Annotated in this window: 13 protein-coding genes; 10 read left to right on the top strand and 3 right to left on the bottom strand. The window is 27.1% G+C overall.

Features of this window, described 5'->3' with window-relative positions:
* Positions 1–4: 4 nt before the first annotated feature.
* Both ACQRD5_RS03080 and ACQRD5_RS03075 read left to right on the top strand, forming a co-directional pair.
* Complete coding sequence (locus ACQRD5_RS03080) at positions 5–1,168, top strand: ABC transporter permease (RefSeq protein WP_291625660.1); 1,164 nt, start codon at positions 5–7, stop codon at positions 1,166–1,168.
* Positions 1,143–2,288, top strand: a complete 1,146-nt coding sequence (locus ACQRD5_RS03075; RefSeq protein WP_291625662.1) for an ABC transporter permease — start codon at positions 1,143–1,145, stop codon at positions 2,286–2,288. The genes ACQRD5_RS03080 and ACQRD5_RS03075 overlap by 26 nt, the downstream gene beginning before the upstream one ends.
* 158 nt (positions 2,289–2,446) lie before the next feature.
* Here ACQRD5_RS03075 and ACQRD5_RS03070 read toward each other — a convergent pair whose 3' ends face one another.
* Complete coding sequence (locus ACQRD5_RS03070) at positions 2,447–3,904, bottom strand: flotillin family protein (protein ID WP_291625664.1); 1,458 nt, start codon at positions 3,902–3,904, stop codon at positions 2,447–2,449.
* Between the two features lie 143 nt (positions 3,905–4,047).
* Between ACQRD5_RS03070 and ACQRD5_RS03065 the strand changes: the two genes are divergently transcribed.
* A complete protein-coding gene (locus ACQRD5_RS03065; protein ID WP_291625666.1) occupies positions 4,048–4,569 on the top strand; it encodes a GNAT family N-acetyltransferase in 522 nt (173 codons plus the stop codon).
* 2 nt (positions 4,570–4,571) lie between these two features.
* Positions 4,572–5,168: a signal peptidase I gene (lepB, locus tag ACQRD5_RS03060; RefSeq protein WP_291625668.1), complete on the top strand. Its 597-nt coding sequence runs from the start codon at positions 4,572–4,574 to the stop codon at positions 5,166–5,168.
* A 128-nt stretch (positions 5,169–5,296) separates the two neighbouring features.
* On the opposite strand, the gene ACQRD5_RS03055 is transcribed toward lepB, so the two are convergent.
* A complete protein-coding gene (locus ACQRD5_RS03055; protein WP_291625670.1) occupies positions 5,297–6,955 on the bottom strand; it encodes a transglutaminase domain-containing protein in 1,659 nt (552 codons plus the stop codon).
* 318 nt (positions 6,956–7,273) lie between these two features.
* Between ACQRD5_RS03055 and ACQRD5_RS03050 the strand changes: the two genes are divergently transcribed.
* From ACQRD5_RS03050 to ACQRD5_RS03025, 6 genes are all read left to right on the top strand, one after another.
* Positions 7,274–8,305: an extracellular solute-binding protein gene (locus tag ACQRD5_RS03050; RefSeq protein ID WP_366782069.1), complete on the top strand. Its 1,032-nt coding sequence runs from the start codon at positions 7,274–7,276 to the stop codon at positions 8,303–8,305.
* Between the two features lie 63 nt (positions 8,306–8,368).
* The gene (locus ACQRD5_RS03045) at positions 8,369–9,481 is read left to right on the top strand and encodes an ABC transporter ATP-binding protein (protein WP_291625672.1); all 1,113 of its coding nucleotides are present in this window, start codon (positions 8,369–8,371) and stop codon (positions 9,479–9,481) included.
* Positions 9,482–9,483: 2 nt separating this feature from the next.
* Positions 9,484–11,148 (top strand): ABC transporter permease, encoded by a 1,665-nt coding sequence (locus tag ACQRD5_RS03040; protein ID WP_291625783.1) that lies wholly within the window; start codon positions 9,484–9,486, stop codon positions 11,146–11,148.
* Positions 11,149–11,205: 57 nt separating this feature from the next.
* A complete protein-coding gene (locus ACQRD5_RS03035; RefSeq protein WP_291625674.1) occupies positions 11,206–12,909 on the top strand; it encodes a sensor histidine kinase in 1,704 nt (567 codons plus the stop codon).
* 2 nt (positions 12,910–12,911) lie between these two features.
* Positions 12,912–13,712, top strand: a complete 801-nt coding sequence (locus ACQRD5_RS03030; RefSeq protein ID WP_291625676.1) for a response regulator transcription factor — start codon at positions 12,912–12,914, stop codon at positions 13,710–13,712.
* A 106-nt stretch (positions 13,713–13,818) separates the two neighbouring features.
* Positions 13,819–14,295, top strand: coding sequence for a cupin domain-containing protein (locus ACQRD5_RS03025; protein ID WP_291625678.1), 477 nt, complete (start codon positions 13,819–13,821; stop codon positions 14,293–14,295).
* A 34-nt stretch (positions 14,296–14,329) separates the two neighbouring features.
* Here the strand turns inward: ACQRD5_RS03025 and ACQRD5_RS03020 are convergent, their stop codons facing one another.
* Positions 14,330–15,640, bottom strand: coding sequence for an aspartate kinase (locus ACQRD5_RS03020; RefSeq protein ID WP_291625680.1), 1,311 nt, complete (start codon positions 15,638–15,640; stop codon positions 14,330–14,332).
* Positions 15,641–15,754 lie beyond the last annotated feature (114 nt).

Below are 15,754 nucleotides of genomic sequence, written 5' to 3'. Positions count from 1 at the left end.
TATTATGACTGCAATTATAAAAGCAACAATATTAAATTGCATTAGAGATAGAAAAAACCTTATATTTATGATATTTTTCCCTTTATTCCTAGTATTTTTAATTGGAAGTGCCACATCTAATTATTTTGATAAAGAGAATAATAATGTAGCTATAGAGGATTTATCAATTTATTATATTGATGAAGGTGATGAAAAAACTAAAGAAGTCTTTAATACATTTATAGATGTAGTAAAAGGAAGCAAAGATTTAGAAAATATAGAATTAAAAGAAATAAGTAATATTGATGAAGGAAAAAAAGAGGTTAGGGTTAACAGAGCCATATTATTATATCTAAAGAATAATAATATAGAAATGTATTCTAATAATAATTCTTCTATTAGAGCATCAATTGTATATCAAATTATAGAAAGTATTTCTGATAGATATAATGCAATAACAGAAGTTTATACTATTAATCCATTAAAGGCTGAAGAAATAATTAATAGTGATAATACTTTTAATTTTATAGAAGAAGAAAATATACCTTATGAACAGAGTCCAAGCTCCATGGATTATTATGGAGTTGCAGAAATAGGGCTTATGCTATTTTACTTTGTAAGTTATCCATTATTTAATTTAAAGCATGATAAAAAAAATAATATAAAAGATAGAATAAAGCTATCTGGAATATCAACATCAAAATATTATTTAGCATCTTTTATTGGGTTTTTCATATTTTCCTATGGAGTTTCTTTAATTACTTATATTTTAAGTAATATTTTATTTGATGTTAATTATGGAAACAATTTATTAATAATGCCATTAGCTATGATACCATTTTTAATTATTGTAAATGCATTAGGAACTATAATACCTATTATATCTTCTGATGATAAGGTAGCAGTAACAATATTACAAAATATAGTTATTCCAGTCTTATGCTTTTTAGGTGGTGGATATATGGCAATGTATGGAGATATGAAGGGGATATTTAATATAATAACTAAAATATCCCCATTAAGATGGTTTAATAACAGTATATTTAGATATATTTATTCAAATGACAATAGTTTGTTAATTGATTGGCTTACCTTTGGAGGAATAACTTTAGTTGTTACTGTAATAATAATTTACTTAATAACTAGAAGGGAGGATAAGGGGAATGAAAAACATATTAGTATTAATTAAGAATAATTTGCGAGTTGATATATTAAAAAATCCATTCGGTTTCTTAATTGGATTGCTTGCTCCTGTATTAATTCTTTATCTTATGCTAATGATTATTGGGGGTAATTCAGGATATATAAAGATAGGTGTAATAGATAATGATAGTAGTAAAACCAGTAATCTTATTATAGATTTCTTAAAAGACAAGGAAGGCTATAATGTAAATTCAATAAATAAAGAAGATGTTAAAAACTTATTTTCAGAAAATGCAATTGATGTTGCAATAGAGATTAAAGATGGATTTGAAAGCGAAATTATTGATGGTAATGTAAGTAAAATTAAGATTACAGCTGTAGAAGATGACGGAATTGGAAATTTAATTAAAGAACTAGTTAATATGGAGATGAATAATGTTAGAGAAATTTCTTTAGCAAGTGATAAAAATGAAGAGGTATATTATAAAGCACTAGATAATTATAGTAGTAATATTTCTTTTAATATAAATAAGGAAAGCTTAAATGATTTACATTCTGATTATTCTTCAAGTCAAATATATATTGGTTTTTTAATTATGTTTATGTTAATTAGGGGAATGAGGGCTGCATATAGAATTTTTGATGAAAAAGATGAGAATATATATATGAGAATCTTTATGGCACCCGTTAGAACTTCAGAATATTATTTAGCAGATGTAATAAGTGGATATATAACTATACTAATTCAAGTGGTTTTAGGAATTGTTAGTATAAATCTACTAAATGTAGAAACGGGGTTAAGAAATATTCAACTATTTATAATTCTTGCTTTAGTAGGATTAGTTTCAATAAGTCTTGCATTATGCTGTAGTGCTTTTTCTAGAAATAAAACAGAGGCATCTAATATATTTAACTTTGCTAATATGTTACTTCTTATGCTTGGAGGAGCTTTTGTTCCACTTGAAATAATGCCACCATTAATAGAAAAAATATCCTATTTTACTCCTGTAAGATGGGCAATGAAATCTATATCAGATATTCAGCAAGGATATAGTTTTAGTGAAACTTACAAATATTTATTTACAATATTATTGTTTGCAATTGTATTTTTTGTTGTAGGATCATATAAAACATCTAGGGAAGAAAAGAAAATAACTATTAATTAGGTAAGAGTTAATAAGTAATAGGTAATAGGTAAGAGTTATGGAAAGTGATAGGTAAGAGTTATGGAAAAAACTCCCTTTTAGAGGGAGTTTTTATTATTACATTATTTTTTAGTGATTTGGTACAAATTACAACCTTAATTATGCATTATGCATTGATTTTAGTCATTATCTACATTTGTTGTTTTTGCATCAATTATTTCTGTTTTAGGTTCTATTGATTGTGAGTTTTTATTTACAAAGTCATTTATTACCTTAGATAAATCTACGCCAGTTAAATCTTTTAGTACTTCAAATCCATTAGCAGCTACATCAGTTACTATTTTTGAAACTTTTGAAGCACCTTGATTTCCACCATTATCGATAACAGTTAATTTATCTATTTGTTCTAGTGGGCTAGCAACTTCCTTCATTACATCTGGTAACCTATTAACTATCATTTCTACAATTGCAGCTTCTCCGTATTTAGCCATAGCTTCTGCTAATTTATCTTTAGCCTCTGCTTCAGCAAGACCACGTGCTTTAATGGCTTCTGCTTCAGCAAGTCCCCTTGCTCTTATAGCAGCTGCATCTGCTTCTGCTTGTATTTTCTTGGCTTCAGCTTCTGCAATTGCTTTAACTTTTATAGTTTCTGCTTCTGCCTCTGCTTTTTTTATGGCTTGTATTTTATTAGCTTCGGCTTCAACTTCTACTTCATATTTTTTAGCATCTGCTGGTTTTTTAACTTCAGCTATTAATTTCTTTTCTACAACTATAGCTTCTTTTTCAGCAAGTGCTGCTTGTTGTTCAGCTAATAATGCATTATTTTCAGCCTCTTGCAATTTATATGCAACGTCGGCATTAGCCTTTGCCTTATCTTGTTCTGCTCTAAAGGATTCTAATTTTAATTTCTTATCTCTTTCACTTTGAGCAATTTCAGTTTCAGATTCAAGTTTTGCTTTTTGACCTTCTCTTGTAGCTACAGCAGTTTTAATTTCGGTATCTCTTTTTCTTTCTGCTTCTGCAATATCAGCTTCAGATTTTGCAGCTGCAATTTGAGGTTTTGCTCTATTTTCTAAGTAACCACCTTGAGTACTGATTTTTAAAATAGTATATGAAATTAATACTAATCCCATAGATTCAAGTTCATTTCTTATGTCATCTTCTATTCTTTGCTCAAAAGAAGCTCTGTCTTCATTGATTTGCTCTACTGTTAAAGTAGATACTATTCCTCTAAGTTTACCTTCTAAAATTTGTTCAACTATAGTTCTAATTACATTAACTGTATTTTTTTCTCCGCCATTAGAAAATTGCTCTACAGCTTTTAATACATTCTCAGTATCATTTTTAACTTTAACTACAGCTGTACCTACTATATTAACAAATATACCTTGTTTTGCAGGTGCTTCATTTACGTCTGTAGTCATAGAGATATTTTCAAGAGAAATAGTAGAAGCTGTTTCAAGAATAGGAATCATTAATCCCCCTCTACCTAATAAAACCCTTTTCCTAAGACCTGTTATTACCATAGCTTTGTCAGCTGGAACTCTTCTCCAAAATGATAAGAAGAGAATTAACACTACAACTACTATAATTATTATAGGTAGTGCACTAATTAATTTTTCAAGTAAAGCATCCATTATTATTTTCCTCCATTTATTTAATTAATAGTACATTAATATATTAACATAAAATGCCATTAAAAGTAAAATTTATAATGGTATTTATATGCAAAAAATATGTTATAATTGTTATAAGTTATTACTATGAAGAGGAGATAAATATGGGGATATACATAAGATTATTAGAAATAAGTGATTTAGATGAGTATTGGAAGGAAGGATTTGAAAGTCCTGATGAGGATATGTTTTATTATACAGGAACTACACATTATCCAAATAAAGAAGAAATAGAAAGATTTATAGTAAAGAGTAGTAATGATTCAGCTAGAAGACATTTTTTAATATGTAATAATAAAAATAGTATAATTGGAGAATGTGTTCTTATGGATATTGATGCTGAATATAAAAGTTGTAGTTATAGAATAGCTATTTTCAATAAAACTAATTTTAATAAAGGTATAGGATATAAAGCTACTAAAGAAGTATTAAAATATGCTTTTAAAAATTTGAAGTTACATAGGATTGAACTTGAGGTATTTGATTATAATCCAAGGGCCAAGGCTATGTATGAAAAGTGTGGGTTTAAAGAAGAGGGGATAAAAAGAGATGCATTATTTATAAATGAAGAATTTCACAATATATATATCATGTCTATATTGAGTTATGAATTTATGGAGGGATAGAAATGAAAGGTAAAAATATAATTAAAGAAATTAGGGGAATTATATTAACAATTATAGTATGTATAATAGTATTATCTATTATTAATACAAAAGTATTTGCTATGGCAAAGGTTCAACAAAGATCAATGGAAAACACTTTATATAGTGATGAAACTCTTATTGTAGATAAATTAAGCTATAATTTTGTTAAGCCTGAAAGAGGAGATATTATTATATTTTTAAAAGAGGAAGAAAAGGGAAATCTTTTAGAGGAAAGTTATAGGTATATAAAAGAAGTTGCTTCATTTAATCATTTTGCTGATAATAGAACAAGGTATATAAAAAGAGTAATAGGCATAGAAGGAGATGAAATTAATATATCTTCTGGTTATGTTTACGTTAATGGAGAAAAATTAGAAGAGTTATATATAAAGGGAGAAACTTATAATAGAGATATTAAATTTCCTTTAGTAGTAGGAAAGAATCAATTTTTCGTATTAGGTGATAATAGAGAAGTAAGTGAAGATAGTAGGGATTTTGGATTAATTAATGTAAATCAAATTGAAGGAAAAGCAATCTTTAGGATTTTTCCATTAGAGAGGTATGGTGTAATAAAATAATAAATATAGGAAAGTAGTTATATTAAATATACTATGGTGCTTATTAAATATTTAATTTAAAATTAAAAAGATAGATGAAAACTTTTAGAAAAGTTATTTATCTATCTTTTTATGTTTAAATTAGTTTATTAAATTTCTTTAAGAGTTTTTACAGCAGTATATAAATTATCTATTTCTTCATCAACTTGCTTTTCTGTAAGATTTGACTTTTTAACAAGGTTCCTTGCTGACATGATAGCTGATTTTAAATTAAGCATTGAATCTTCAGTATATTTATTTGAATCTATCTTATCAAATTTTTCAATTAAACTGTTTAATGTATTAATTTTATTTAAGACAGCTTGTCTATTTTTTTGTGTAAGGTTTACAAATTTAATTTTGTTTTCATTTGCATATTTTTCAGCATATGTATTTTCTTCAGCATAAATAGTTAAGTTATTTAAATCAACTTTTTCAAAAGCATATGAATCAATCTCTGTTACTGTATTTGGAATATATATATCTTTTAAAGATGTACAACCATTAAAAGCATAAGAAGGGATTTTTTTAATTCCATTATTAAGTTTAACAATTTTTAAATTCGTCTTAAAAGCAAATATGGTATTATCTAATTCTACACATCCAGAAACTGTAATACTTTCTTTTCCTTCAGGAATAGTTAACAATTTAGTTTTATCATAATTATATACAGCTCCATCATAAGAAGAGAAGTTCTTATTTCCATCTTCTACATAAATATTCTTTAAATTTTTATTAGCAAATGTTTCTTTTGAATCATATGAGGTTGTTTCTTTTTGAATTGTAAAATCTGTATTCTCTTTTTTTAATGGATATATTAAAAGATTTGAAAAATCTTTTGTGTATAGAACCCCGTCTTTAGAAGCATATTTTGGATTATTATTTGATACCTCAATGCTCTTTAATTTGTTTTCACTTGCTGATATCTCTATTTCGTTAATTTTATCACTAATGAATATATGTTGAACATTATAATTATCTTTAAATAAATCATAAGAAACAGATATAATATCAAGTTCTTTATACTTTTCTGGTACAACTACAGAAGACATACTATTATCTACTCCAACAACAGATACACCTTTATTGTAGCCTAAAATTAATCCGCTTCCATTTGATACGCTTACATTATCTAAATGCTCTGCTTTATGATCAGTAGAACTTACTTTAACATCATTATCAAAATATCTTCCCCATTTATCTCCCCAGGTGCTGTCTGAAAAAAACCATTTATTGTTAGCGTATACAATATTCCAAGCATGTGCACCCATTGATGTATCTCCAGTAACAACTACTGCAGGAATATCAACTAAATTTAACATAGCTTTGTACAAATTAGAATATCCTCCACATACAGCATGTTTAATTGTAAATACATCGTATGGCTTAAAACCTATTTGTCTATTTTTATTATATCCATATTTTACATTTTGCCAAATCCAATCATAAATTAATTTGGCTTTCTTATAATCAGTTGTTTCTCCTTTTAGGATATTTTCTTCGATGTAAGCTTTCATTTCTTTTGCTTGAGCTTCAGTCATTCCCATGTATAATGAGCTATCATATTTCTTCAAGCTTTCTTTATCACAGTAATTAAGAAAATCTAAAGCTGTTTGATTATAATATTCCCAAGTTAACTTTTTATTGTTTTGCTCAACTACTGATAAATTCTTTACTTCAGCTTTAGTGATAACTGGATTTGTAGTTAATGTCATTCCCATTATAGCTGCCATAATTGTAAGTTGAATTAAAATTTTTTTTCTTTTCATATGTACCTCCATTTTTATAAAATTAAACTAAAATGTGACATTTTTGCGCGCATTATTATTTTAATACATTTTCAGAATTTTTAAAAGAGTGTGATTATTTCATAAGTGGATTTTATATTAAGCATATTCTTTATAATACTTTTTCTAATTAATTTCACTAGGTAAATAAATAATAAAGTCATTTGAAATAGTTGAATATATTGATGATATTGTTTTTATTTTAGTTCATAAATTGAGATATTTATGCAGATTAAAGGATTTATTAATACGTTTACATTTGATAATATAAAGATACTAAAAAACAAGGGGGAATTAACAATGAAAAGAGTTTTAGCTACATTAATTTGTGCTTCAATGATGGTGGGTATGGTTTCATGTGGTCAAAAGACTGAAACAACAGGTTCAAAAGGAGAAGATACTGGTTCTAAAAATTTAGTAGTTTATTGTCCACATCCATTAGAATTTATAGATCCTATAGTAGCAGAGTTTGAAGATGAAACAGGTATACAAGTAGATGTTGTTGCAGCAGGTACTGGAGAATTATTAAAACGTGTTGAATCTGAAAAGGATAATCCACTAGGAGATGTAATGTGGGGAGGATCCTTAGGAACATTACAACCAAAGACAGATTTATTTGAAAAATACACATCAGTTAATGAAGAATATATACTAGATCAAAATAAGAATGTTGAAGGAACAATAACAAGATTTTCTGATATTCCAAGTGTTCTTATGATTAACACTAATTTAATTGGAGATATTAAAGTAGAAGGTTATGAAGATTTATTAAATCCAGAATTAAAAGGAAAGATAGCACATGCAGACCCTGCAAAATCATCATCATCCTTTGAACATTTAGTAAATATGCTTTATGCAATGGGGAATGGAGATCCAGAAAAAGGATGGGATTATGCTGATAAATTAGCTGCAAATTTAGATGGTAAATTATTATCAGGTTCATCTGCTGTTTATAAGGGAGTTGCTGATGGTGAATATACTGTTGGTTTAACTTTTGAAGAAGGTGGAGCAAAATATGTTAAAGATGGAGCTCCTGTAAAAATAGTTTACATGAAGGAAGGCGTTATTTCTAAACCAGATGGAGTTGCAATAATTAAAGGTGCACCAAATATGGAAAATGCTAAGAAATTTATAGATTTTGTAACTAGTAAGGAGGCACAAACATTGGTTGCATCTGAATTAAGTAGAAGATCAGTAAGAAAAGATGTAGAACCAGCAGAAGGCTTAAAGGCTATGGAAGACATTAATATTATAAAAGATAATGCAGATGTAGTAGCAAAAAATAAACAAGCTTGGATAGACAAATTTAAAGAAATATTTACTAGTAAATAAAAGCAATGAAATTAGTCTACTTCTAAATGATGTAGGCTAATTTTATAAAAAGGAGGAAGTAAAATGAGCGTTTCAATTAAAGCAAAAAATGTAATTAAAAAATATGGTGATAATGTTGTAATTCCTGATTTGAATTTAGATATAGAAAATGGTGAATTTTTTACTCTACTTGGACCTTCTGGTTGTGGTAAAACAACATTTTTAAGAATGATAGCAGGCTTTAATAGCATTGAAGGTGGAGAAATCAGCTTTGAAGATAAAGTTATTAATGATATTCCAGCACATAAGAGAAATATCGGTATGGTTTTTCAAAATTATGCTATATTCCCTCATTTAACTGTTAAGCAAAATGTAGAATATGGATTGAAATTAAGAAAGCCTTCTAAAAGTGAAATGGAAAAGAAAGTAGCAGATATATTAAAGGTTGTTCAAATAGAACAATTTAAAGACAGGCTACCAGAAAGACTATCAGGAGGACAACAACAAAGAGTTGCTTTAGCAAGAGCAATAGTAATTCATCCAAGCGTATTACTTATGGATGAGCCTCTTTCAAACTTAGATGCAAAATTAAGAATTGAAATGAGAAGTGCAATAAGAGATGTTCAAAAAGAGGTTGGAATAACAACTGTTTATGTTACTCACGACCAAGAAGAAGCTCTAGCAATTTCAGATAGAATTGCAGTTATGAAGGAGGGAGTAGTTCAGCATGTTGGAACTCCAAAAGAAATATATACAAGACCTAAAAATGTTTTTGTATCTACCTTCATAGGACACTCTAACTTGTATAAGGGAACCATAGAAATAAAAAATGAAGGAACCTTTGTTAAGTTTGAAAAAGGCTATACTGTAAAAATGGATAATTTAAAAGGTGATTTAAAGAATGGTCAAAAAGTTATTATAGCAGTAAGACCAGAAGAATTTATTATATCTAATAAAGGATTATTAACAAAAGTAAAAACTGCAACCTTCCTTGGTAGATATACTAACTACGAAATTATATTTGATGATAGTGAATTATTAGAAGGACAAGCTGCTATAGAATTATCACAAGATATTGGAACAGCTGAACGTATTTATAATGAAGGAGATAGTCTGTTTTTAGAAGTTAATCCTAAGAAAATTAACGTTTTCACTGAAGATGGAGAGGAAAACTTAATAAAAGGAAGTGAAAACTAATGATGAAGGAAAAACGTAAATTTAAATTAAAATTTGATTTTTGGACTATAGTAACTTTAGTTATAGCACTTATATTTTTAGTCTTTTTCATATATCCTTTATTCTCATTATTTATTAGTGGATTTAAAGATGCAACAACAGGTGAATTTACCTTTGCAAACTTTATTAAGTTTTTTGAAAAGAAATATTACTATAGTGCATTAAGAAATTCCTTTATAGTAACTATTTGTGTAACTGTATTAGCTATATTAATAGGAGCACCTTTAGCATATATAAATACTGCATTTAATATTAAGGGGAAAAAGTTAATTGAAGTTTTAGTAATTATTTCTATGTTATCACCACCATTTATAGGAGCTTACTCCTGGGTACTACTTTGTGGTAGAAGTGGTGTAATTACAAAATTTGTTCAAAATAATTTAGGAATTACTCTTCCTCCTATTTATGGATTTGCCGGAATTCTTCTAGTTTTCACACTTAAGCTATATCCATTTATATATTTATATGTTTCTGGAGCTTTAAAGAAAATAGATGTTTCATTACTAGAGGCAGCAGAAAGTCTAGGGTGTAAACCAATTAAAAAGATAGCTACAGTAATACTACCATTAATTTTACCAACACTTCTAGCAGGATCATTATTAGTATTTATGAATGCACTAGCAGATTTTGGTACTCCTATGTTAATAGGAGAAGGATATAATGTAATGCCTGTATTAATTTATTCAGAATTTATTAGTGAGGTTGGTGGACAAGCTAATTTTGCAGCAGCATTAGCAACTATAATGGTATTTATTACTTCAATAGTATTTTTAGCACAAAAATATGTAGTTAATAAAAAGTCATTTACCATGAGTTCATTAAGAACTATGGTTGCAAAAAATTTAAAAGGTGCTAAAAATATATTTGCTCATCTATTTGTTTACTTTGTAGTATTTTTAGCAATAATTCCACAGTTAACTGTAATATATACTTCATTCTTAAATACAAAAGGTTCAAGATTTGTTAATGAGTTTTCATTAAAGAGTTATAAAACAGTATTTAATAAGCTTGGCTCTGCCATAACTAATACTTATACTTATGGATTAATTGCTATAGCAATAATAGTTATTTTAGGAATGTTTATAGCGTATATATCAACAAGAAGAAAGAATGTTCTTACATCTGTTATTGACACAATAACTATGTTTCCATATATAATTCCAGGTTCAGTACTTGGTATAACTTTATTACTTGCATTCAATAAAAAGCCTTTGGCATTAAGTGGTACTTTTGTTATAATGATAATAGCATATGTAGTAAGAAGATTACCATATACACTAAGATCAAGTGCAGCAATTCTTTATCAAATTAGTCCAAGCATGGAGGAAGCATCTATTAGTTTAGGATATTCTCCGGTTAAGACCTTCTTTAAAGTTACTGCTATTATGATGTTACCAGGTGTTTTTGCAGGAGCTATACTTAGCTGGATAACCACAATAAATGAACTTAGCTCATCTGTTATATTATACACAGGTGGAACAAAAACTTTATCAGTATCTATATATACTGAAGTTATAAGAGCAAGTTATGGAACAGCTGCAGCCTTATCTACAATATTAACAGTTACAACAGTAATTTCATTATTAATATTTTTTAAGGTTTCAGGAAGCAAAGAAATTAATCTTTAAATAATAAGACTTACAAGGACCAGCTTTGCTGGTCTTTTTTTGATAAAGGGGCGAATTATGGATAAAAAAGTAAAAAGGTATAGTGATGTAATAAGAAGTACAATAATTTGGTATGCTATTGTTCCAATTATATTAGTTTCTTTAATTGCATATATGGTTCTATTTTTTTTTGGTAATAAGTTAATAGTAAAAGAAAATAACAATAGCAATAAGAAAATTTCAGAATCAATGGAAGAAAATTTAAATGAATATAGTTCTTTAATTAATAATATTTCTTCTGATGAAGGACTAATTTCTATAATTAAAGATGGAGTAAAGCCACAGAGAATATATGATGCTTTATATAAGTTTGTTAATAAAAGAACTGTAAAAAGTAATTTCTATGTATTTGATAAAGAAGGAAATATGATTATTTCAAACAGAAATTCTAAGCCTGAATATATAAGTGAAGAGAATCCTTTTATGTGGGGTATATTCAGCAGAATGAAGTCAAAAAATAAAGAAGTAATTACAATGATTAATAAAGTAGATCAAAGTAAATATGCATATGGAATACTAACATTAGGTAAAGCTATTTTATATAATAATGAAATCATAGGATATATAATTTTTGATTTTTCTGAGGAAGATATATTTAATTTAATTACAGGATATACAGCAAGCGACATTATAATTACAGATAGACATAATATTATAGATGCTACAAATAACAAATATAGTGATCAACTATATAGATTAAAGAACGATTTTAGACAAATAGATGGATATTCTAATATAGATGGTAATCCATATTATATAAAAAAAACATCATTAAAAGATACTAGCCTTATGGTTTATTCTATAACTAATCTTGATATATTTAATAGAGCATTTTTTATTGGTGGAATTTTTTTGTTTGTTCTTTTTTTAGTTATTTTTTATTTAATGCTTTTTATATCTAAAAAGGTAGCATATAGTAAGACTATTACTATTAATGAAATTGTTAAAGCCATCGAAAGTATTCAAGAAGGTAATTTAGATACAAAGCTAGAAATTAATTCAGAAGATGAATTTGGAATAATTACAAAAGCTTATAATAAAATGCTAGTAGATATAAAAAAATTAATTGAAAGTAATAAAGAAGAAGTGGCTCTTAGAATGCAAAGTGAGATAAAGGAATTAGAAGCACAGTTTAATCCACACTTCTTATTTAATACTTTAGAGACAATTAGGATAATGATAAAGTTAGATAAAGAAAAGGCAGGAGATATTATTGTAAACTTATCGGCACTTCTAAGATATGGAATTAATAATGAAATACATTCAGTCAAGCTAAAAGATGATATAGGATATATAAATAGTTATTTGAAGATATTAAAATATAGGTTTGGAGACAAACTACAATTTAATATAAATATTGATGATGAAGTATTAGAAGCAACAATACCTAAACTCTTATTACAACCAGTTATAGAAAATTCAATAAAATATGGCTTTGAAAATAAATCTACAATTAATATAGAAATAACTTCAAGAATTAAAGATGAAAAAATATATATAGTTATAAAGGATGATGGTTGTGGTATTGATAAAGAAAGGATGTATTATTTAAAGAGATTACTAAATAAAAATCAAAATGATACAGATACAATTGGATTATATAACATAAAAAAGAGAATTCAACTGATATATGGAGATGAATATGGAATTGAGGTAGATAGTATTGAAGGAGAGGGAACAAGTGTAACTATAGCTTTGCCTATATTAAGGAAGGATGTATAAAAGTGTACAAGTTAATTATAGTTGAGGATGAGGAAATCATAAGAAAAGGTTTAGTAAACACTATTGATTGGTTAAAAATGGGGTTTGTTGTTGTTGGAGAAGCAGAAGATGGAGAAGCAGGTCTAAAAATAATAAGAGAATTGGAACCAGATTTAGTAATTACAGATATTAAAATGCCTTTTTTAAACGGATTGGATATGTTGAAAATAGCGAAAAATACCCAAAATTTTGAAAGTATAATATTAACAAGCTATAGTGATTTTGACTATGCAAAGAAATCTATTTCTGTAGGAGTACGCGATTATATATTAAAGCCTATTAATGAAGAAGAGTTATTTGAGGTAGTATCAAATATTAGGGAAAAAATCCATGACAGAAAATTATATGAAGATATAAAATGTCATACAGAAATAAAGGAAAAAATAGAATTAACAAATTTTAAAATATATATAGATTCTAATGAAATCAATAGTTATGTAAAATATGCAATTACTAAAATTAAAGAAGAATATAGCGAAAAACTTAGTATCGAAGGATTAGCAGATGAACTTGGAGTTAGTCCAAGCTATTTGAGTAGGAAGTTTAAAAAAGAAACATCTTATACTTTTTTAGATATGTTAAATAAATATAGAGTGCAAAAAGCTGTTGAATTAATGATGAAAGAAAAAGATAAGTATAGAGTATATGAAATTGCTGAAATAGTTGGCTTTGGAGACTATAAGAATTTCAGTACTGTATTTAAAAAATACACGAAATTTTCACCTAAAGACTTTATTAAGGCTAGTAGTATTTTATTTAAATAAATTTCTATATTGTATTAATAAGGTGAAAATATATAATATAAGTATATTAAATTATCATGGTAAATTTAATTTGTAAAAATAATTATTAAATTATATGGAGAGAAAAATGAAAAGTGCAGAATATTATATAAACAATCTTAATATGGAAAAACATATTGAGGGTGGATATTTTAAAGAGTCCTTTGTATCACAAGATGAAGTAAATAAAGATAAAAAGTTATGGAGTAGTATATACTTTCTTTTAGAAACTGGGGAGGTGTCAAATTTCCATAGATTAAAATCAGATGAATTGTGGTATTATCATGATGGAGAAGCTTTGACAATTTATATGATAACCCCTGAAGGAGAACTTATAACTAAGAAATTAGGGAAAAATATAGAAAAGGGTGAAGCTCCTCAAGTTCTAGTTGAAAAGGGATGTATATTTGGATCAGCAATGAATAATGATGGATATGCATTAGTTGGATGTATGGTTTCACCAGCTTTTCAGTATGATGAATTTGAATTATTTAAAAGGGATGACTTATTAGAGTTATACCCTAATTATAAAGATATAATAATAAAACTAACTAGAGAAAATTAATGAATGGAGTTGTTTTGCAACTCCATTTATTAATTTAAATAAATGCATTATATATTGCATTAATTCCTTTTTCAAAATCATCATTTTCAATTCCAATTAGTATATTTATTTCACTAGAGCCTTGGTCAATCATTCTTATATTAATGTTTGATTCACTTAATGAAGTAAATATTTTAGCTGCTACACCTTTATTTGATGACATTCCATTACCAACTGTAGCAATTAAAGCCATATTAGGATGAACAACAATAGAATCAGGAGTGCATGTCCTTTTTATCTCATCAACTAAAATATCAGTTTTATTTTTTAATTGAGCATCAGATATTACAACACAAACCGTATCTATACCAGAAGGCATATTTTCAAAGGATATATTATTTTGTTCTAATACAGATAATACCTTTCTACAAAATCCAAGCTCAGAGTTCATCATTGCTTTTTCTATTGAAATAACTGTAAAGTCCTTTTTACCAGCTATACCCTTTACTGGATTATTAAAATCAGGATCCATATCTTTAACAATAAGTGTACCTGGATCACTAGGATTATTAGTGTTTTTAATATTGATTGGTATTCCTGCATCTCTAACAGGGAAAACAGACTCTTCATGTAAAACAGAAGCACCCATATAAGAAAGCTCTCTTAACTCTCTATAAGTAATCTTTCTAATTTGCATAGGATTTTTTACTATTCTAGGATCAGCCATTAAAAATCCAGAAACATCTGTCCAGTTTTCGTATAACTCTGCATTAATACTTGCTGCAACTAAAGCACCAGTTACATCTGAGCCACCTCTAGAGAAAGTAACAATATTACCATTTGAATCACTTCCATAGAAGCCTGGAATTATAACATTAGAATCATTGCCAATTATTTTTTGTAAAGAATCATATGTAGCTTCAGTATCTAGACATCCATATTTATTAAATAAAATAACATCTTTGGCGTCTATAAATTGAAAATCAAGATAATTTGCAAGAATAATACCATTTAGGTACTCGCCCCTACTTGCAGCATAATCTTTTGATGCACCATTTTCAAGATCTTCTTTTATTTTATTCAAATGGTAATCAATGTCTAAGCTAAGATTAAGATCTGAAACAATATCTTTATACCTTTTGGATATCAGAGCAAATACATCATCAAGAGATATACTTGATTCTATATGACTATGACAAAGATATAAAAGATCAGTAATTTTAAAGTCTTTAGCATTTCTCTTACCTGGTGCTGAAGGAACTACTATCTTTCTATTTTTATTAGATAATACAATTTCCTTTACCTTTCTAAATTGATTAGCATCTGCTAAAGAACTACCCCCAAATTTTGTTACAATAGTATTCAATTTTTAGCCCCCTTAAAAATTAAGTATTTACTATATATTAGCAATAATTTGATAAAATCTCAAATAAATTTTACAGAATTATTGGAGAATTTAGATTTTTTTTATGGATATAAA

The organism is Clostridium sp. SGI.024, from assembly GCF_050315195.1.
In the GTDB taxonomy this organism is placed as follows: Bacteria; Bacillota; Clostridia; order Clostridiales; family Clostridiaceae; genus Clostridium.
The sequence above is the reverse complement of the archived record's forward strand: the minus strand, read 5'-3'. Positions and strand labels throughout refer to the sequence as shown.